General features: G+C 69.3%; 14 protein-coding genes. 12 read left to right on the top strand and 2 right to left on the bottom strand.

The annotated features are described in order from the left end of the window. Window positions 1–35: 35 nt before the first annotated feature. Window positions 36–2,678, top strand: a complete 2,643-nt coding sequence (locus E5198_RS00620; RefSeq protein ID WP_136488079.1) for a DEAD/DEAH box helicase — start codon at window positions 36–38, stop codon at window positions 2,676–2,678. Window position 2,679: 1 nt separating this feature from the next. After that, window positions 2,680–3,318, top strand: a complete 639-nt coding sequence (locus tag E5198_RS00615; protein ID WP_136488078.1) for a 2'-5' RNA ligase family protein — start codon at window positions 2,680–2,682, stop codon at window positions 3,316–3,318. A gap of 16 nt (window positions 3,319–3,334) precedes the next feature. Here E5198_RS00615 and speC read toward each other — a convergent pair whose 3' ends face one another. After that, a complete protein-coding gene (speC, locus tag E5198_RS00610; protein WP_136488077.1) occupies window positions 3,335–5,491 on the bottom strand; it encodes an ornithine decarboxylase in 2,157 nt (718 codons plus the stop codon). Between the two features lie 329 nt (window positions 5,492–5,820). Between speC and E5198_RS00605 the strand changes: the two genes are divergently transcribed. From E5198_RS00605 to E5198_RS00565, 9 genes are all read left to right on the top strand, one after another. Next, the gene (locus E5198_RS00605) at window positions 5,821–6,588 is read left to right on the top strand and encodes a YoaK family protein (protein WP_136488076.1); all 768 of its coding nucleotides are present in this window, start codon (window positions 5,821–5,823) and stop codon (window positions 6,586–6,588) included. Window positions 6,589–6,694: 106 nt separating this feature from the next. Further along, a complete protein-coding gene (locus E5198_RS00600) occupies window positions 6,695–7,768 on the top strand; it encodes an HlyD family secretion protein (protein WP_136488075.1) in 1,074 nt (357 codons plus the stop codon). Further along, on the top strand, window positions 7,765–10,497 hold the full coding sequence (gene rbbA, locus E5198_RS00595) for a ribosome-associated ATPase/putative transporter RbbA (protein WP_136488074.1): 2,733 nt from the start codon (window positions 7,765–7,767) through the stop codon (window positions 10,495–10,497). Before E5198_RS00600 ends, rbbA begins: the two co-directional genes overlap by 4 nt. A gap of 1 nt (window position 10,498) precedes the next feature. Beyond that, window positions 10,499–11,614 (top strand): ABC transporter permease, encoded by a 1,116-nt coding sequence (locus E5198_RS00590; RefSeq protein WP_136488073.1) that lies wholly within the window; start codon window positions 10,499–10,501, stop codon window positions 11,612–11,614. Between the two features lie 38 nt (window positions 11,615–11,652). Next, the gene (locus tag E5198_RS00585) at window positions 11,653–13,092 is read left to right on the top strand and encodes a TolC family outer membrane protein (RefSeq protein ID WP_256658922.1); all 1,440 of its coding nucleotides are present in this window, start codon (window positions 11,653–11,655) and stop codon (window positions 13,090–13,092) included. A gap of 176 nt (window positions 13,093–13,268) precedes the next feature. Then, window positions 13,269–15,050, top strand: a complete 1,782-nt coding sequence (locus E5198_RS00580; protein WP_136488071.1) for an alpha/beta hydrolase — start codon at window positions 13,269–13,271, stop codon at window positions 15,048–15,050. Window positions 15,051–15,092: 42 nt separating this feature from the next. Next, window positions 15,093–15,566, top strand: a complete 474-nt coding sequence (locus E5198_RS00575; protein WP_136488070.1) for a hypothetical protein — start codon at window positions 15,093–15,095, stop codon at window positions 15,564–15,566. Window positions 15,567–15,739: 173 nt separating this feature from the next. Further along, window positions 15,740–16,081, top strand: coding sequence for a hypothetical protein (locus E5198_RS00570; protein ID WP_136488069.1), 342 nt, complete (start codon window positions 15,740–15,742; stop codon window positions 16,079–16,081). Between the two features lie 206 nt (window positions 16,082–16,287). Further along, on the top strand, window positions 16,288–16,539 hold the full coding sequence (locus E5198_RS00565) for a hypothetical protein (protein WP_136488068.1): 252 nt from the start codon (window positions 16,288–16,290) through the stop codon (window positions 16,537–16,539). A 10-nt stretch (window positions 16,540–16,549) separates the two neighbouring features. Here the strand turns inward: E5198_RS00565 and E5198_RS00560 are convergent, their stop codons facing one another. Further along, window positions 16,550–16,972: a hypothetical protein gene (locus E5198_RS00560; RefSeq protein ID WP_136488159.1), complete on the bottom strand. Its 423-nt coding sequence runs from the start codon at window positions 16,970–16,972 to the stop codon at window positions 16,550–16,552. A 511-nt stretch (window positions 16,973–17,483) separates the two neighbouring features. Here E5198_RS00560 and E5198_RS00555 point away from each other — a divergent pair. Further along, window positions 17,484–18,500, top strand: coding sequence for a TRAP transporter substrate-binding protein (locus tag E5198_RS00555; protein WP_136488067.1), 1,017 nt, complete (start codon window positions 17,484–17,486; stop codon window positions 18,498–18,500). Window positions 18,501–18,568 lie beyond the last annotated feature (68 nt).

The following is an 18,568-nucleotide window of genomic DNA, read 5'->3' as shown; positions in this document are numbered from 1 at the left end:
CGGGAGCCGCCCGAGGCTTTCCGGTCCGATCATCCATGACCCTGAGCATCCACCAGCTGCGCGTACAGGACTGGCGTCAGGCCTTCGGCACCGGCGACTACAGCCGTGGCCGCGACTATTTCCTCGACAACCGCTCGCAGATCGACGGCCTCGAGAAGGGCGTGCTGCTCGCCGAGTGCCGCGGATCCGGCCGCCAGCGCTACCGCCAGCGCATCCGCCTGATCGACCGCGGCGCGCACTGGGACGTCGACGGCCGCTGCAGCTGCCCGGTCGGCTACAACTGCAAGCACGTGGTCGCCGCCCTGCTGACCCTCGAGCGCCTGCAGCTGCAGGGGCATAGCGTGCCCGACCGCGACGCCCCGCCGGAAATCATCGACCTGCCCGCCGCGGCGCCGCAGCCGCGGCTGATCCTCGGCAGCCACGTGCGCGTGCACTACGACGCGCGCAAGGGGCGGATGATCGAGCAGACCCAGCACCGCGCCGCGCTGGCCTTCGACTACCAGGGCCACGTCACCTTCGGCCGGGTGGCGCAGAAGGAGTGGCTGGTCGCCCTCGACGCCCGCCGCCAGCTGCGCATCGCCCGCCAGCTGGAAGTCGAGGCCGCGCTGCGCCAGCAGCTCACTGCCTGCGGCTTCAGCATCGCCCTGCGCCGCAGCGAGGCCCTGCCGGAAAGCGCCGGCGAGCCTTTCGAGCTGCCCGACGATGCCGCCTGGCTGCACTTCGTCCGCGAGCAGCTGCCGCAGTTGCGCGAACAGGGCTGGCAGATCCGCCTGCAGCCGGACTTCCAGTTCAACCTGGCGACCCTCGGCGACTGGCACGTCGGCATCGAGGAAGCCGAGGAAGGCGACTGGTTCGACCTGGAGATGGGCATCGAGGTGGACGGCGAGAAGGTCAGCCTGCTGCCGATCCTGCTCCACGCCATCCGCCACTCGCCCTGGCTGCTCACCGGCGAGGCGCTGGCCCGCCGCGGCGACGACGAGGAGCTGCTGGTGCCGCTGCCGCGCAGCTACGGCGGGCGCCGCGTCGCCCTGCCCTTCGGCCGCCTCAAGCCGCTGCTGGCCAGCCTCGGCGAGCTGTACTTCCGCGCCGAGCAGGACGAGGACGCGATCTGGAGCGAGCGCCTGCGCCTGGGCCGCGCCGACGCCGCGCGCCTGGCCGCCCTGGAGCAGGTGCCGGCGCTGCACTGGCTGGGCGGCGAGCGCCTGCGCGAGTTCGCCCGCCGCCTGCAGGAGCTGCCGCAGCAGCCGGTGGCCACCCCGGCCGGTCTGCGCGCCGAACTGCGCGACTACCAGCAGCACAGCCTGGCCTGGCTGCAGGCCCTGCGCGAACTCAAGGTCGGCGGCATCCTCGCCGACGACATGGGCCTGGGCAAGACGCTGCAGACCCTGGCGCACATCCTCGCCGAGAAGCAGGCCGGCCGGCTGACCAGCCCGACGCTGATCGTCATGCCCACCAGCCTGATCCCCAACTGGCAGGACGAGGCGGCGCGCTTCGCCCCCGAGCTGCGCGTGCTGGCCCTGCACGGCGCCCGGCGCAAGGGCCTGTTCGCGCAGATCGAGCAGAGCGACCTGGTGCTGACCACCTACGCCCTGCTGCCGCGCGACCTCAAGCAGCTGCATGGCCGCCACTGGCACCTGCTGATCCTCGACGAGGCGCAGAACATCAAGAACCCGCGCAGCCGCGCCGCCCAGGCCGCCGGCCAGCTCATGGCCGATCAGCGCCTGTGCCTGACCGGCACGCCGCTGGAGAATCACCTCGGCGAGCTGTGGTCGCTGTTCAACTTCCTGATGCCCGGCTGGCTGGGCGACAGCAAGGCGTTCACCCGGGTCTACCGCACGCCGATCGAGAAGCGCGGCGATGCGCTGCGCCTCGCCCACCTGGTGGCGCGGGTCAAGCCCTTCCTGCTGCGCCGCACCAAGGAGCAGGTGGCCCGCGAGCTGCCGCCGAAGACCGAGATCACCCAGCGCATCGAGCTGACCGACGTGCAGCGCGACCGCTACGAGACCCTGCGCCTGGCCATGGACCAGAAGGTGCGCGCCGAGATCCAGCGCCTCGGCCTGGGCCGCAGCCAGCTGGTGATCCTCGAAGCGCTGCTGCGCCTGCGCCAGGCCTGCTGCGACCTGCGCCTGCTCGGCGACGAGGGCGCCGAACACGCCAGCGCCGACTCCGGCAAGCTCACTGCGCTGCTGGAGATGCTCGAGGAGTTGATCGCCGAGGGCCGCCGCGTGCTGCTGTTCTCGCAGTTCACCAGCATGCTCGGCCTGATCGAAGCCGAACTGAAGGCGCGCAAGATCGCCTACGCCAAGCTCACCGGCGCCACCCAGGACCGCCGCGCGCCGGTAGAGGCGTTCCAGGGCGGCCGGGTGCCGGTGTTCCTGATCAGCCTCAAGGCCGGCGGCGCCGGCCTCAACCTGACCGCCGCCGACACGGTGATCCACTTCGACCCCTGGTGGAACCCGGCCGCCGAGGCCCAGGCCAGCGACCGCGCCTACCGCATCGGCCAGGACAAGCCGGTGTTCGTCTACCGGTTGATCGCCCGCGGCAGCGTCGAGGAGAAGATCCAGCAGCTGCAGCAGAACAAGGCCAGTCTCGCCCGCAGCGTGCTGGAAGGCGGCGGCCAGGGTGAATGGACGCTGAGCGAGGCGGACCTCGACGCCCTGCTGGCGCCGCTGGCCTGAGGTGCGCTTCTCCGACCCGCTGCACGCCCCGGAGCAGAGCATCGCCTGCGAGCGGCGCGACTATCCGGAGTGGCACCGCGGCCGCACCCGCTATGGCGTGTGGACCCTGCCGGTCGACTGCCCGCGCATCCTCGCCCGCCTCGAACGGGCGCGCGCGCATCTGGGCGCCTGGCTGCATGGAGACTACCGGCGCCAGGCGCATATCACCCTGTTCGTCTGCGGCTTTCCGGCCGAGGCCGCGCGCTTCGACGACGACTTTCCCGGCGAACGCCTCTCCGCCCAGTTCGATGCACTGCGCCGGCTGGCGGATCGCCCCTTCGAGCTGCAGATCGGCGGCCTGGACAGCTACGCCAGCGCACCCTTCCTCACCGTCGGTGATCCCGACCGGCGCCTGGGGGCCCTGCGCGCAGCGCTGGCCGCGCACAGCGCGGAAATCCGCCAGGCGCCCTACCACCCGCACCTGACGGTCGGCCTGTTCGCCCGTGCCGTGCCGCGGCAGGCCCTGCAGAAGCGGCTGGGCGAGTTCGCCGACGCCGAACTACTGCCGCTGCCGGTGCGCGAACTGCACTACAGCACCTACGCCGCCGCCGAGCTGTTCGGCACGCTGCGCACGGAGCACCGGCTGGTACTGCACCAGTAGCGCCAGCAACCCGGCCTTACTCCCTGATCACATAGCCGTAGGCGCGCTTGCGCCCGTCCGCCTCGCGCTGCAGGTAGACGCCCTGGATTTCCGGCTCGAAGCCGGGCAACGCGTTGACGCCCTCCTCCAAGGCCAGGAAATACTGCAGCGCCGCACCGCCCCACACCTCGCCGGGCACCACGCAGAGCACCCCCGGCGGATAGGGCAGCGCCCCTTCGGCGGCGATGCGCCCGTCGATTTCGGCCAGCGGCACCAGCTCCACGTTGTTGCGCAGCAGATGCTGGTTGGCCTCCCACGGCGTCAGCGCCTGGCGGGGGAAGTGCTGCTTGCGGAACATCTGCTTCTGCAGCTTGTTCATCTCGTGGCGCCTGTAGAAATCGTGCATTTCCAGGCACAACCGGCGCAGCGTGTAGTCGGCGTATTTCTCGTGCGCGGCATGGATGGCCGGCAGAACCTCGCTCAGCGGGCTGTCGTGGTCGATATGCCGCTCGAACTGGGCGATATGCGCCACCAGGTGCTGCAGCTTGGCGAAGTTGTCCGAGGGCGTGAGCAGGAACAGGATCGAGTTGAGGTCGGCCTTCTCCGGCACTATGCCGTTGGCGCGCAGGTAGTGGGCGAGCACCGCGGCCGGTACGCCGAGCGAGGCATAGCCCCCCGTGGTCGGGTCGATGCCGAAGGTGGTCAGCAGCATCTTGCACGGATCGACGTAGTACTGGTCCCTGGCGTAGCCGGCGAAGTCGTGCCACTGGTCCTCCGGCCGGAATTTGAAGAAGCGCAGGTCGTCGATGATCATCTCGGTTTCGTGCTCGGCCCACGGGCGGCCGTCCACCTGCGCCGGGATGAACGGCTTGATGTACTTGCAGGTGCGCAGCATCAGCTTGCGCGCCTCCACGCCGTTCCTGATGCACTCGCGCCACAGGTTGCGCCCGGCCAGGCCGTCGTGCATCTGCGCGTTGACGTCCAGCGCCGCGAAGATCGGATAGAACGGGCTGGTGGAGGCATGCATCATGTAGGCGTTGTTCAGCCGCTTGTGGTTGCAGTAGCGCGGCTGGCCCTTGATGTGCCGGTCCTTCTTGTGGATCTGCGACGACTGCGAGAAGCCCGCCTGCTGCTTGTGCACCGACTGGGTGACGAACAGCCCCGGATCGTCCGGCCCCAGGTCGAGCAGCAACGGCGAGCTGTCGTGCATCATCGGGATGAACTGCTCGTAGCCGACCCAGGCCGAGTCGAACAGGATGTAGTCGCACAGCCGGCCGATCTTCTCCACCACCTGGCGGGCGTCGTAGATGGTACCGTCGTAGGTGCCGAGCTGGATCACCGCCAGGCGGATCGGCCGCTTCTGCTGCGCCCTGTCCGGGTCGACCTCGGCGATCGCCGCCCGGATGTACTGCTCGTCGAAACAGTGCGCATCGATGCCGCCGATGAAGCCGTAGCAGTTGCGCGCCGTCTCCAGGTACACCGGCCTGGCGCCGCAGAGGATCAGCGCGCCGAGATGGATGGACTTGTGGTTGTTGCGGTCGAACAGCACCAGGTCGTCCTTGGCCAGCAGGGCGCTGGTGACCACCTTGTTGGAGGTCGAGGTGCCGTTGAGCACGAAGTAGGTCTTGTCGGCGTTGTAGATGCGCGCGGCGTTCATCTGCGCATCGCGGGCCGGTCCCTCGTGGATCAGCAGGTCGCCGAGCTTGACGTCGGCGTTGCACAGGTCGGCGCGGAACACGTTCTCGCCGAAGAACTCGAAGAACGCCCGCCCCAGCGGATGCCCGCGGAAGAACTGCCCGCCCTGGTGCCCTGGGCAGTCGAAGGCCACGTTGCCGGTCTTCACGTACTCCTTGAGCGCCCTGAAGAACGGCGGGTAGAGCTTCTGCGCGTAGGTCTCGGCCGCCTGGGCGATGCGCTTGCCGTTGAAATGGCGCTCGCCCTTGCCCACCTGCAGCGTGCCGGCGATGCGCGACAGGATGTCCTCCGGCACCGCCTCGCCCGGCCGCAGGGCGACGAACAGCGGGATCGGGAAACCGGTATGGGCGATCCGGGCCAGCACCTCGCGCGCCTCGTCCGCCGCCGTCACCACGGCGGCTACGTTGGTGAAGTCGGTGCTGGCCAGATCGATCATCGCGTGTTCGAGGATGAAGCTGTCGAACAGTGAGGACGGGCAGGCGATCTTGAACGTGCTCATGGGACTCTCCGGGCCGAAGCCCTCGGCGGCGACCTCTTGAATCTAGCCAGCGGCACGGGCTTTGCCAGCGCCCACGCCAGGCGCCGCGGATCGACGATGGGCGCGCGCGATCAATGCGCTCTTCTGTTGACCGGTGAAGCGTGCAGGTGATGCCAACATGGGCGATTGCAATTCATTATGTTAAGTGACGCCTGATAAAATGGCTGCCTGCCCCCCACTCGCCACTGCCGCTGGATCGCCAGGCCCAACCAGCTCACCACGCGACTGCAAGCCGGCCGTATAATCCGGCCACTTACCCCGCAGCCCGGACGGAGGGATTCCCCGGAGCCATGCCGATCAAGTACGCCCGCCGCCTCACCGATCGCCGCCGTTCCCGGCAGAGCAATCGCCAGCTCGGCCTGTGCCTGGCGTTCATCGCCGGGGCGGCGAACGCCGGCGGCTTCATCGCCGTGCAGCAGTACACCTCGCACATGACCGGCATCCTCTCCTCGGTGGCCGACAACCTGGTGCTCGGCGCCAGCGACCTGGCCCTCGGCGGTATCGGCGGCCTGCTGTCCTTCGTCGCCGGGGCCATCACCTCCACCCTGCTGATCAACTTCTCGCGCCGGCGCCGCCTGCACGGCCAGTTCGCCCTGCCGCTGCTACTGGAGGCCGGCCTGCTGCTGTGCTTCGGCGTGCTGGGGGCGCGGCTGATGGAGATTCCCGGCTTCTTCGTGCCGCTCACCGTGATGCTGCTGTGCTTCATCATGGGGCTGCAGAACGCCATCATCACCAAGCTCTCCAACGCCGAGATCCGCACCACCCACGTTACCGGGATGATCACCGACATCGGCATCGAGCTGGGCAAGGCGCTCTACGTCAACCGCCACGAGCGCCCGGACCAGGTGCCGGTACGCGCCAACCGCGAGCGCCTGCGCATCAACGCCCTGCTGGTCGGCTGCTTCTTCACCGGCGGAGTCAGCGGCGCCTTCGGCTTCCAGCACTTCGGCTTTCTCGTCACCGTACCGCTGGCGGCCCTGCTGCTGACCCTGGCGCTGGTGCCGGTGTTCGACGACCTGCGCCTGGGCTGGCAACTGCGGCGGCGGCGGCGCAGCTGATGCAGCGTCCACAGGCCGGGGCGCTGCGGATAGTCCGCTTGAGCGATAGGCAATGCACGGCTGGTCTGATAGATAGAGGAAGCGCCCTCGCAAACGGATGGACGAGATGAATCAACGCAAATGGATCGCCCGCGGCATTCTCCTCGCGGCGCTGGCCGGCGCCGGCTGGCTGGTCTGGCAGGGGCTGCAGCCCAAGGGCCTCGGCGAGGGCTTCGTCAGCGGCAACGGGCGCATCGAGGCCACCGAGATCGACGTGGCCACCAAGCTGGCCGGGCGCATCGCCGCCATCGAGGTCGACGAGGGCGCCTTCGTCCAGCCCGGCCAGGTGCTGGCGCGCATGGACACCACGGTGCTGCAGGCGCAGCTCAGCCAGGCCCAGGCCCAGGTGCGCCAGGCGCAGAACGCCATCCACACCGCCCACGCCCTGGTCGCCCAGCGCGAGAGCGAGAAGGCCACCGCCGCGGCGGTGGTGCTGCAGCGCCAGGCCGAGCTGACCGCCGCGCAGAAGCGCCACCAGCGCACCGCGGCGCTGGTCAAGCGCAACGCCATGGCCCTGCAGCAGCTCGACGACGACCTCGCCGCCCTGCAGGGCGCCCAGGCGGCGCTGGCCGCGGCGCGGGCCCGGGTACTGTCCGACCAGGCCGCCATCGAGGCGGCCCGCTCGCAGGTGATCGAAGCCGAATCCGCCGTCGAGGCCGCCAAGGCCACGGTGACCCGCCTGCAGGCGGACATCGACGACAGCGCGCTGAAGATCGACCGCGTGGCCCGCGTGCAGTACCGCATCGCCCAGCCCGGCGAGGTGCTCGGCGCCGGCGGCAAGCTGCTCAACCTGGTCGACCTGGCCGACGTGTACATGACCTTCTTCCTGCCCGAGCGCCAGGCCGGACTGGTGGCGCTGGGCAGCGAGGTGCGCGTGGTGCTCGACGCCGCGCCGCAATTCGTCATCCCGGCCAGGGTCAGCTACGTGGCCAGCGTCGCCCAGTTCACCCCCAAGACCGTGGAAACCGCCAGCGAGCGGGAAAAGATGATGTTCCGCGTCAAGGCGCGCATCGACCCGGAACTGCTGCGCAAGCACCAGGACCAGGTGAAGACCGGCCTGCCCGGCATGGCCTACCTCAAGCTCGCGCCTGAGGCCCAGTGGCCCGCCCACCTGCAGCTGAACGCGAATGCCGGCCAATGAGTGAGGAGCGCGTCGCCCGGCTGGACAACGTCAGCCTCGTCTACGGCAAGACCCCTGCCCTCGACGGCATCGGCCTGGAGATCCCCGCCCGGTGCATGGTCGGCCTGATCGGCCCGGACGGGGTCGGCAAGTCCAGCCTGCTGGCGCTGGTCGCCGGCGCCCGGCAGATCCAGCAGGGCCGCGTCGAGGTGCTCGCTGGCGACATGGCCGACAAGGACCACCGCCGCGCGGTGTGCCCGCGCATCGCCTATATGCCGCAGGGCCTGGGCAGGAACCTCTATCCTACTCTCACGGTGCGCGAGAACCTCGAATTCTTCGCCCGCCTGTTCGGCCAGGCCCGCGCGGAGCGGCGCTGGCGCATCGACGAGCTGACCCGCAGCACCGGCCTGCACCCCTTCCTCGACCGCCCGGCCGGCAAGCTGTCCGGCGGCATGAAGCAGAAGCTCGGCCTGTGCTGCGCGCTGATCCACGACCCCGACCTGCTGATCCTCGACGAGCCGACCACCGGCGTCGATCCGCTGTCGCGCAACCAGTTCTGGGAGCTGATCGAGCGCATCCGCGCCGGCCGCCCGCAGATGAGCGTGCTGGTGGCCACCGCCTACATGGACGAGGCGCAGCGCTTCGACCACCTGGTGGCGATGGACGCCGGTCGGGTGCTGGCCACCGGCACGCCGGCCGAACTGCTCGAACGCACGCGGAGCGACAACCTGGAGCAGGCCTTCATCCGCCTGCTGCCGGAGGAAAGGCGCCAGCACCACCAGGCGCTGGTGATCCCGCCGCGCCAGCACAACGACAGCATCGCCATCGAGGCGCACGGCCTGAGCATGCGCTTCGGCGACTTCGTGGCGGTCGACCGGGTGAACTTCCGCATCGAACGCGGGGAGATCTTCGGCTTTCTCGGCTCCAACGGCTGCGGCAAGACTACCACCATGAAGATGCTCACCGGCCTGCTGCCGGCCAGCGCGGGCGAAGCGCTGCTGTTCGGCAAGCCGGTGGACCCGCACGACCTGCAGACCCGCCAGCGCGTCGGCTACATGTCGCAGGCCTTCTCGCTGTACAGCGAGCTGAGCGTGCTGCAGAACCTCGAGATGCACGCCCGCCTGTTCCACCTACCGGCCGAACGCCGCCAGGCGCGCATCCGCGAGATGCTCGAGCGTTTCGAGCTGCAGGACGAACTCGACAGCCTGCCCGACAACCTGCCGCTGGGCGTGCGCCAGCGCCTGTCGCTGGCAGTGGCGGTGATCCACCAGCCGGAGATCCTGATCCTCGACGAACCCACCTCGGGCGTCGACCCGATCGCCCGCGACGGCTTCTGGGCACTGCTGATCCAGCTGTCGCGCGAGGAAGGGGTGACCATCTTCATCTCCACCCACTTCATGAACGAGGCGCTGCGCTGCGACCGCATCTCGCTGATGCACGCCGGCAAGGTGCTGGACAGCGACACGCCGCAGGCGCTGATGGAAAAGCGCGGCCTGCCGACCCTGGAGGCGACCTTCATCGCCTATCTGGAGGATGCGCAGGCCGACGCCGCGGAGGAGCAGCCGAGCGCGGACAGCGCGCCCCGCGCGGCGCCGCGCAAGGTCGCCGGCAGCGCCGAACAGCACGCGCGCTTCAGCCTGCGGCGCCTGCTCAGCTACAGTCGCCGCGAGTCCATGGAACTGCGCCGCGACCCGGTGCGTGCCCTGCTGGCGACGCTCGGCACCGTGCTGCTGATGTTCATCATGGGCTACGGCGTCAGCTTCGACGTGGAGAACCTCAGCTACGCGGTGCTCGACCGCGACCAGACCACCACCAGCCAGAGCTACCTGCAGAACATCGCCGGCTCGCGCTACTTCATCGAGCAGGCGCCGCTGGCCAGCCACGCCGAGCTGGACCGGCGCCTGCGCAGCGGCGAGATCAGCCTGGCCATCGAGATCCCGCCCGGCTTCGGCCGCGACCTCAAGCGCGGCGACCGCCCGCAGGTGGCGTTCTGGATCGACGGCGCCATGCCGGTGCGCGCCGACACCGTCAAGGGCTACGTGCAGGGCCTGCACGCCAGCTACCTGCAGGAGCTGGCCCGCGAGGCCGGGGTCGACGCGACCCAGCCGGCCGAGGTGGCCATCCGCTACCGCTACAACCCCGACGTGCAGAGCCTGCCGGCGATGGTGCCGGCGATGATCCCGATCCTGCTGATGATGATCCCGGCGATGCTCACCGCCCTCGGCGTGGTGCGCGAGAAGGAGCTGGGCTCGATCACCAACTTCTACGTCACGCCGACCACCCGCCTGGAGTTCCTGCTCGGCAAGCAGCTGCCCTACGTCGGCCTGGCCATGATCAACTTCTTCACCATGGTGCTGCTCGCCGTGTTCGTCATGGGCATCCCGCTCAAGGGCAGCCTGCTGACCCTGAGCCTCGGCGCGCTGCTGTACATCCTCTGCTCCACCGGCCTGGGCCTGCTGATGTCGTCGATCCTGCACAGCCAGATCGCGGCGATCTTCGGCACCGCCATCGCCACCCTGCTGCCGGCCATCCAGTTCTCCGGGCTGACCCACCCGGTGTCGGCGCTGGAGGGCGCCAGCGCCTTCATCGGCCAGCTGTACCCGACCAGCCACTTCCTGATCATCAGCCGCGGGGTGTTCTCCAAGGCGCTCGACATGGGCGAGCTGCTGCCCTCGTTCGTCCCGCTGCTGCTGGCCATCCCGCTGCTGACCCTGGCCAGCGTCGCCGGCCTGCGCAAGCAGGAGAAGTGACATGCGCGCCCTGTCCAACATCCTCCAGCTCGGCCTCAAGGAACTGCGCAGCCTGTACCGCGACCCGGCGCTGGTGGTGCTGATCGTCTACTCCTTCACCCTGGCGATCTACTCCAGCGCCACCGCCATCCCCGAGGCGCCGCACCGCGCCACCATCGCGGTGGTCGACGAGGACCGCTCGCCGGTCTCGCAGCGCCTGCTCAACGCCTTCCAGTTGCCCTACTTCGTGCCGCCGGTGTACATCGACCACGCGCAGATGGACGGCGGCATGGACGATGGCCGCTACACCTTCACCCTGAACATCCCGCCGGGCTTCCAGGAGGACCTGCTGGCCGGCCGCCGGCCGGCCATCCAGCTCAACGTCGACGCCACCCAGGTCAGCCAGGCGTTCACCGGCGCCGGGCACATCCAGCAGATCATCGCCGCCGAGGTGGCCGAGTTCGTCCAGCGCTACCGCAGCGCCGAGGCCCTGCCGGTGGAGGCGGTGGTGCGCACCGCCTTCAACCCCAACCTGACCCGCGCCTGGTTCGGCGCGGTCAACGAGGTGGTCAACCAGATCACCATGCTGGCGATCATCCTCACCGGCGCGGCGCTGATCCGCGAGCGCGAGCACGGCACCATCGAGCACCTGCTGGTGATGCCGGTCACCCCCGTCGAGATCATGCTCGGCAAGATCTGGGCGATGGGCCTGGTGGTGCTCGCCGCCGCCGCCTTCTCGCTGGCCTTCGTGGTGCGCGGCTGGCTGGACATCCCGCTGCAGGGCTCGCTGGCCCTGTTCATCGGCGCCTGCGCCCTGCACCTGTTCGCCACCACCTCGATGGGCATCTTCTTCGGCACCGTGGCGCGTTCGATGCCGCAGCTCGGCCTGCTGACCATCCTGGTGATGATTCCGCTGCACATCCTCTCCGGTGGCGTCACCCCGCGCGAGAGCATGCCCGAAGCGGTCCAGCAGGTGATGCTGGCCGCGCCCACCACCCACTTCGTCCAGCTGGCCCAGGCCGTGCTGTTCCGCAGCGCCGGGGTCGACATCGTCTGGCCGCAGCTGCTGGCCCTGGCGACCATCGGCGCGGCCTTCTTCGCCGGCGCACTCGGCCGCCTGCGCAGGTCGCTGCAGTGACGGATACTTCGCAGATCAGGAACATGAGGAAACTCACCTTGAAACGGACCCCCAGCCTCGCTCGCCTGCTGGCGCTGGCCATCGCCCTGGGCGCCAGCCACGGCCTGCGAGCCGAACAGCCGGCGCTGTCGACCCGCGTCGACCTGTTCGGCGTCTACATGGAGGCGATGCGCAACAACGCCGACCTGGCCGCCGCACGTGCCGACTACCAGGCGCGCAAGGAAGCGGTACCGCAGGCGCGTTCCGCCCTGCTGCCGCAGCTCAACGGCGGCGCCAGCCTGCGCGACACCCGCACCGAGCTGGACCAGCCCTCGACCAGCTTCTCGCGCAGCGGCCCGCTCTTCCAGGCCAGCCTCAGCCAGGCGCTGCTGCGCGCCGACCGCTGGTTCCAGCTGCAGGCCGCCAAGGCAGTGAGCAGCCAGGCCGCGCTGGAGCTGTCGGCGGTGGAGCAGAACCTGATCCTGCAGAGCGCCGACGCCTACTTCGGCGTGCTGCGCGCCCAGGACACCCTGGCGGCGACCAAGGCCGAGGAAGCGGCCTTCCAGCGTCAGTTCGAGCAGGCCAGCGCGCGCTTCGAGGTCGGCCTGTCGGATCGCACCGAGGTGCTCGAGACCCAGGCCGGCCGCGACACCGCGCGCGCCAACCGGCTGATCGCCGAGCGCCGGGTGGAGGACGCCTTCCAGGCGCTGACCACCCTCACCGACCGTCACTACCGCTTCGTCGAGGGCGTCCGCCACGAGCTGCCGATCGTCCCGCCGGCACCCAACGAATCCGACTCCTGGGTCGACACCGCCATGCAGCGCAACATCCTGCTGCAGGCCAGCCAGTACGCGGTGAGCGGCGCCGAGCAGACCCTGCGCCAGCGCAAGGCCGGCCACGCACCGACCATCGACCTGGTGGCGCAGTACCAGAAGGGCGACAACGACCGCCTGGGCTACAGCAATACCGCGCTGTCCGGGCGCGTCGGCCCGCTCATCAGCGACGTGGCGCAGCAGAGCATCGGCCTGGAACTGAACATCCCGCTGTTCAGCGGCGGCCTGACCAGCTCGCAGGTGCGCGAGGCCTGGCAGCGCCTGAGCCAGAGCGAGCAACAGCGCGAGAGCCTGCGCCGCCAGGTGGTGCAGAATACCCGCGACTCCCACCGCGCGGTGAACAGCGCGGTGTCCCAGGTGGAGGCCCGCAAGCAGGCGATCGTCTCCAGCAGCAGCGCCCTGGAAGCCACCCAGCTCGGCTACGAGGTGGGCACCCGCAACGTCGTCGACGTGCTCGATGCCCAGCGCCAGCTGTACAGCGCCGTGCGCCTGTACAACGAGGCGCGCTACAGCTATCTCCTCGAGCAGCTGCGCCTCAAGCAGGCGGCCGGCATCCTCAGCCCGGAGGACCTGCAGGAGCTGTCGCCCTGGCTCAAGCCCGACTACGACCCGGACCGCGACTTCCTGCCGCCGCTGACCCGCACCGCTGACGACGCCCGGGAGTGAGCCACCCGAGCTTTTCCTGTTGCAGCGCACAAAAGACAGCTATCCTGTTCCTCGAGCCCCGATCTCTATACCGTCTGGCCCGAGCCTTCCAGACGTCCGCCTGCGGGCGTCTGCGCCGCATCAACGGAGCGCTGCGGCACCGCGAGAGCCTGTTCCGCCAGTTGAAGGAGTAAACGATGAACATGCCCACCCCTGCGGCCGCCCTGCCGCCTTCGACGCCCGTGCCGGACGACGGCGCCCCCAATCCCCTCGATCTCAAGGTCCACGCCGCGATCGCCCGGGCCAGTTCGTCGCTCTCCCCCACCGCCCTCTTGCTCGCCCTGATCGACTGGTCCTGCCACCTGGCCGGTTCGCCCGGCAAGCAGCTGGAGCTGACCAGCCTGGCGCTGGAACATACCCGGCGGGTCAGCCAGTACCTGCGCGAGATCGCCCTCGCAACCCCCGACTGCCCGGCCCACGACTGCGTCGAACCGCCCAGGCGCGACCGTCGCTTCGCCGCCCGGGAGTGGCACGACTGGCCGTTCAACCTGATGCACCAGTCCTTCCTGCTCACCCAGGACTGGTGGCGCGCGGCGACCCACGGCGTGCGCGGGGTGTCGCGCCACCACGAGGAGGTGGTGGCCTTCGCCGCCCGCCAGCTGCTCGACCTGTTCTCGCCCGGCAACTACCTGCCGACCAACCCGGTGGTGCTGCAGCGCACCCTGGAAACCGGCGGCGGCAACCTGGCGCGCGGCATGATCCACTGGCTGGAGGACTTCGAGCGGATGGCCGCCGGCCGGCCGCCGGCCGGCGCCGAGAACTTCGTGGTCGGCCGCGACGTGGCGACGACGCCCGGCAAGGTGGTGCTGAAGAACCGCCTGATCGAACTGATCCAGTACGCGCCGACCACCGGTACCGTCCATCCCGAGCCGATCCTCATCGTGCCGGCGTGGATCATGAAGTACTACATCCTCGACCTGTCGCCACACAACTCGCTGGTCAGGTACCTGGTCGACCAGGGCCACACGGTGTTCTGCCTGTCGTGGAAGAACCCCGGCGCCGAGGACGGCGACCTGGGCATGGACGAGTACCTGCAGCTCGGCTTCTTCGCCGCCCTCGAGGCGATCAACGCCATAGTCCCCGGCCAGAAGGTGCACGCCACCGGCTACTGCCTGGGCGGCACCCTGCTGTCGATCGCCGCCGCCGCCATGGCCCGCGACAACGACGAGCGCCTCGCCTCGGTCAGCCTGTTCACCGCGCAGACCGACTTCACCGAGCCCGGCGAGCTGGCGCTGTTCATCGACGAGAGCCAGGTCAGCCTGCTCGAGGCCCAGATGCGCGAAACCGGCTACCTGACCGCCGGACAGATGGTCGGCGCCTTCCAGCTGCTGCGCTCCAACGACCTGCTGTGGTCGCGCATGGTCGGCGAGTACCTGATGGGCGAGCGCGGCACGATGAACGACCTGATGGCCTGGAACGCCGACGCCACGCGCATGCCGGCCCGCATGCACGCCCAGTACCTGCGCCGCCTGTTCCTCAACGACGACCTCAGCGAGGGACGCTACCCGGTGGGCGGGCGCCCGGTGTCGCTGAGCGACATCGACACGCCGATCTTCTGCGTGGCCACCACCCAGGACCACGTCGCTCCCTGGCGCTCGGTGTTCAAGCTGCACTACCTGACGCCGGCGCCGATCACCTTCCTGCTCACCAGCGGCGGCCACAACGCCGGCATCGTCAGCGAACCGGGCCGGGCCCGGCGCCACTACCAGGTCATGGACCGCCCCGCCGGCGGCACCTACGTGGCCCCCGACGCCTGGCTGACCAATGCACCGCGCCACGAGGGCTCCTGGTGGCCGCAGTGGCAGGCCTGGCTGCAGGAGCGCTCAGGGGCACCCGTCGCGCCACCCGCGCTGGGCACCCCCGAGCGCGGCTATCCGCCGCTCGACGACGCGCCCGGCCAGTACGTGCGTGAAAAGTAGCCTGCCGCCCCTCCTCCCACCTCAGCCCCGAGGGAAGTCGCCATGTATTTCGATGCCCAGTCCGCCCTGACGCTGTACAAGGTCAATCTGCAGTTCTCCTTCCGCCTCTGCGACCTGCAGCGGGAAAACGCCCTGCGCTGGAACGAGGCCGGCAGCCGGGCGGTCGACACCTGCGCCGCCGAACTGGAGAACGCCACCACGCGCATGCTCGACGCCAGCGACTGGAGCCGCCTGGCCTTGGTCTCCAGCGACCTCTACTGGAAGGCCCTGCAGCTGCAGACCCGCGCCGTGCAGCATCTGGCGGAAACCACCCTGAGCAATCACGGCTCGCTCTCCGCCGCGACCCAGGAAGCGGTATCCGCCTGGCAGAAGGAGGCCGCCGCCGCCCTCAAGGAAACCACCGGAGCCATGCCGATCAGCACCACCCTGCAGGACTACCTGCAGGACTACCTGCACCTGCTGAGCCCCGAGGGTGCCTCCGCCCGGCGCAAGTCGACGCGCAGCAAGCCCCACTGAGGTACGCTTGTCCGGCGCCGACCAGCCCACGGCAGGTCGGCGCAGGCTGCCCCCGGGCAGCGAGCGACCGTTGTGCGCCGCAAAAAAATCGCCCGAATCCGTCGTTAACCTATTCACGAGCATTAGACCTTGGTCTAAAATGGGGCCACCTTGACAAGCAGAGGAATCCCCTCATGAACGAACCCCAGCTAAAGAACCTGCTCGATGACCTGGACTCCGCCAAGGCTGCCTGCGACGGCCTGAGCCGCCTCGTGGTGACGCGCCTCGCCGAGAAGCGGATTCCGTATCGGGCAATGCTGGGAACTGTGGAACTGGACGGCAAGGTGATCTCTCCCCATATCTGGGTAGAAGCCGACGGCTGCCTGATCGACTACCGCGCGCGCGAGCAACTGGGCGACGACACGCGCCTGCCGCACGGCGTGATCGCCAGGGACGAGGTGAAGGCCAACTACCGGGGCCAGAGCATCGTGATCGACCCGCTGCCCGACTACCTGTTCGAGCAGCTCGTGCACTGAAGCAACACATCACCCCCCGCCACCCTCCCCGGGTGACGCCACACAGACCCCGGCCTGCGCCGGGGTCTGTCGTTTCCGCATGCAGGAATGCTTGATTTTTAACTGTACGCATATACAGTAATCCGGAAGCCGGAGGGCCTGTCCGCCCTCCGTCCCGGCGCCCGCCGGGGCGACAGTCATCGAAGCAAACCGCAAGGAGCCCAGCCATGTTCATCTCGCTCACTGGCCGCACGATAGCCCTGAGGAAGGCCTCTCCCTACGATCTCAACGACTTCCGCTGCTCGCCCAACGAGCTGCAGGACAAGTACGCGGCCGGCCACCGGCACGCCGAACACCCGCACTTCTCCCGCGCCCAGTGGCTGCACGCGATCAATGGCGGCGCCACCCTGCTGGGCTACTGGCAGTGGGTGTTCGAACAGGTCCAGGCCGACGACGAGACCTATCTGCTGCGCCACTGAGGCGCGCCGCTCAATCCAGCGGCTGGTCGTCGCGGATCAGCACGCAACGCCGGCCGTGGTCGTCCTCGGCACAGTCGTGGACGTAATACATCGCCACCTCGCCCTGGCCGGTCATCGCCGCCAGGTAGTCGCCCTCCTCGGCGAGGAAGAAGGCAGCGGAGCCGGGCTCGGCCTCGCACTCGATCAGCGCGGTGACGAACAGTGCCGGATCGTCGTCGCCGAAGAATGCCTCGCGCTCCGCGGCCTCCCAGTGCTCCGGTGCCTGGAACGGCCCGACCAGCAGGACGCGGGCCTCGCCCAGATCCTCCTCCTCGGCATCCGGGTCATTCTCGTCGGGGCGGTAGAGGGTGCACTCCAGCGCCTGGGCGTCCTCGAGGATCGCCCGGCGCGCCGCCAGCCGCCGCTGCGGGTCGATACCGGCCGCCGTGCACATCTGTTGCCATATCTTGTCCATGCTGTCCTTCCGCTTGGCCCCTGCCGGGGCTGACCGTGGTCGCGCGCGCCGATTGCCGGGCGCGCATCAGGCGGCCATTCTCGACCTATTTGCCCGCCCTCGCCAGCGGAGCGATCCCGCGGCCGAACTGGCCGACGAGCAGAAGAAGTGACCGCGCCGCAGCCGTGCCTCGCCGCCGGCGCCGTCTCGTTTCTCGCCTGATTGCGCGGCTTTTCCGCGGGATCGGAGCTGGCGTTGACCTGGGTCAGCTTTTGCGCGGTGCGCAACGCCAATCGCTCAGGTAGCGTCGCGGGATCACGGAAAGTCGCGGCCGACGCCATCCCCGCGGACCATGCCGCATGGCCGGCCAGCGTCGCCGGGCACGCACGGGCAGCGCCTTGCCGCGAATGCAGGCGCGCCGCGCAAGCGTGAAAACGCTTCAAAAAACACGTGCAACCCCTTGATTGAAATGTTAACAATCCAGCCACAACAAGAACGGGAGCCTCCTTCCATGAAAACCCTCAAGCTCGCAGCCCTCACCCTCGCCATCGGCGCCGCCGGCGCCGCCCAGGCCGCCGACAGCTATACCCTGAAGGTTGCGCACTTCCTGCCGTCCACCTCCAACGCCCAGGTCAACATCATCGAGCCGTGGTGCGAACAGCTGCGCCAGGAGTCCAACGACCGCCTGAAGTGCCAGCTGTACCCGTCGATGCAGCTGGGCGGCACCCCCGCCAAGCTGGCCGACATGGCGCGCAACGGCGTGGCCGACATCGTCTGGACCGCCCCGGCCTACTCCGCCGGCAAGTTCCCGCGCGTCGAGGCCCTCGAGCTGCCGTTCATGCTGCCCTACGGCGGCAAGGCCGGTAACGACATCATCTGGAAGTTCTACGAGCAGTATGCCAAGGACGACTTCAAGGGCTACAAGGTGCTCTCCGTGTTCGGCGACGGCGGCATGGACCTGCACACCCGCGGCAAGGCGGTGAAGACCCTCGAGGACCTCAAGGGCCTGAAGCTGCGCGCCTCCAGCCGCACCGCCGCCAAGACCCTGGAAGCCCTCGGCGTCACCCCGGTGAGCATGCCGCCGGCGCAGATGACCGAAGCCATCTCCAAGGGCGTGGTCGACGGCGCCCTGGCCTCCTGGGAAGTGGTCCCGGCCACCAAGCTCAACGAGGTGACCCAGTACCACAGCGCCACCCCGGCTGGCGAAAACGCCTTCGGCTACACCGTGCTGACCATGCTGATGAACCAGGACAAGTTCGCCAGCCTGCCCAAGGACCTGCAGGAAATCATCGACCGCAACAGCGGCCCGGCGCTGAACGACCGTTTCGCCACCGCCTGGGACAAGGCGATGGACGCCGCCCGCAGCGCCACCCCGGCCGAAGGCCTGGTGGCCATCGACGCCGCCGCCTACAAGGCCATGCAGGACGCCACTGCCGGCGTCGCCGATGCCTGGATCAAGGACGCCAGCGGCGTCGACGGCAAGGTGCTGGTCGATGGCGTGCGCAGCCTGTCCTCCGCCTCCCGCTGACCCGTCAGCCCGATAGGCTCCCGGAGCGCCACGCGCTCCGGGACTGCCGGCCAGCCTGCCGCCTGGGC

Source organism: Pseudomonas sp. A-1, from assembly GCF_004801855.1.
Taxonomy (GTDB): domain Bacteria; phylum Pseudomonadota; class Gammaproteobacteria; order Pseudomonadales; family Pseudomonadaceae; genus Geopseudomonas.
The sequence above is the reverse complement of the archived record's forward strand: the minus strand, read 5'-3'. Positions and strand labels throughout refer to the sequence as shown.

What these genes read in the sequence shown, in the direction of transcription:
- E5198_RS00620 (WP_136488079.1), top strand. Translation starts at nt 36, where the DNA reads ATGACCCTGAGCATCCACCAGCTGCGCGTACAGGACTGGCGTCAGGCC.
- speC (WP_136488077.1), bottom strand. Translation starts at nt 5,491, where the DNA reads ATGAGCACGTTCAAGATCGCCTGCCCGTCCTCACTGTTCGACAGCTTC.
- E5198_RS00605 (WP_136488076.1), top strand. Translation starts at nt 5,821, where the DNA reads ATGCCGATCAAGTACGCCCGCCGCCTCACCGATCGCCGCCGTTCCCGG.
- E5198_RS00600 (WP_136488075.1), top strand. Translation starts at nt 6,695, where the DNA reads ATGAATCAACGCAAATGGATCGCCCGCGGCATTCTCCTCGCGGCGCTG.
- rbbA (WP_136488074.1), top strand. Translation starts at nt 7,765, where the DNA reads ATGAGTGAGGAGCGCGTCGCCCGGCTGGACAACGTCAGCCTCGTCTAC.
- E5198_RS00590 (WP_136488073.1), top strand. Translation starts at nt 10,499, where the DNA reads ATGCGCGCCCTGTCCAACATCCTCCAGCTCGGCCTCAAGGAACTGCGC.
- E5198_RS00580 (WP_136488071.1), top strand. Translation starts at nt 13,269, where the DNA reads ATGAACATGCCCACCCCTGCGGCCGCCCTGCCGCCTTCGACGCCCGTG.
- E5198_RS00575 (WP_136488070.1), top strand. Translation starts at nt 15,093, where the DNA reads ATGTATTTCGATGCCCAGTCCGCCCTGACGCTGTACAAGGTCAATCTG.
- E5198_RS00570 (WP_136488069.1), top strand. Translation starts at nt 15,740, where the DNA reads ATGAACGAACCCCAGCTAAAGAACCTGCTCGATGACCTGGACTCCGCC.
- E5198_RS00565 (WP_136488068.1), top strand. Translation starts at nt 16,288, where the DNA reads ATGTTCATCTCGCTCACTGGCCGCACGATAGCCCTGAGGAAGGCCTCT.
- E5198_RS00560 (WP_136488159.1), bottom strand. Translation starts at nt 16,972, where the DNA reads ATGTGCACGGCGGCCGGTATCGACCCGCAGCGGCGGCTGGCGGCGCGC.
- E5198_RS00555 (WP_136488067.1), top strand. Translation starts at nt 17,484, where the DNA reads ATGAAAACCCTCAAGCTCGCAGCCCTCACCCTCGCCATCGGCGCCGCC.